This is a genomic window from Adlercreutzia sp. DFI.6.23, assembly GCF_024462535.1.
Taxonomy (GTDB): domain Bacteria; phylum Actinomycetota; class Coriobacteriia; order Coriobacteriales; family Eggerthellaceae; genus Adlercreutzia; species Adlercreutzia rubneri.
In genome coordinates this window covers 1-307 of the sequence record NZ_JANGBP010000417.1, presented here as the reverse complement: position 1 = coordinate 307, position 307 = coordinate 1, and the positions used below count along the sequence as shown (strand labels likewise).

Annotated in this window: 1 protein-coding gene; it reads right to left on the bottom strand. The window is 70.0% G+C overall.

What is annotated here, in order from left to right; translation table 11 throughout:
• The coding region (locus tag NE591_RS13960) for a shikimate kinase (RefSeq protein WP_305145267.1) at positions 1 to 307 on the bottom strand (307 nt) is incomplete at both ends.

Here is a 307-nt window from a genome sequence, read left to right as displayed (position 1 = left end):
CTGGCGGCCTCGTCGGCGGTCACTTCCAGATACACCACGAAGCCGGCCTCGCGGAAGACGTCGTGGTTGGCCGGCGTGACCACCACGCCGCCGCCGCAAGAGTTGAGCAAAGGGTCGGGCTTAGCGCCCAGCTCGCGCAGCACGTCCGTCTCGATGGCGCGGAAGCCCTCCTCGCCGCCCTCGGCGAAGATCTCCTTCACCTTCTTGCCCTCGCAGCGCTCGATGTAGGTGTCCATGTCCACCGAGGCCACGCCGCACGTGCGGGCGAGGCGCCGGGCCCCCGACGTCTTGCCGGCGCCCATGAACC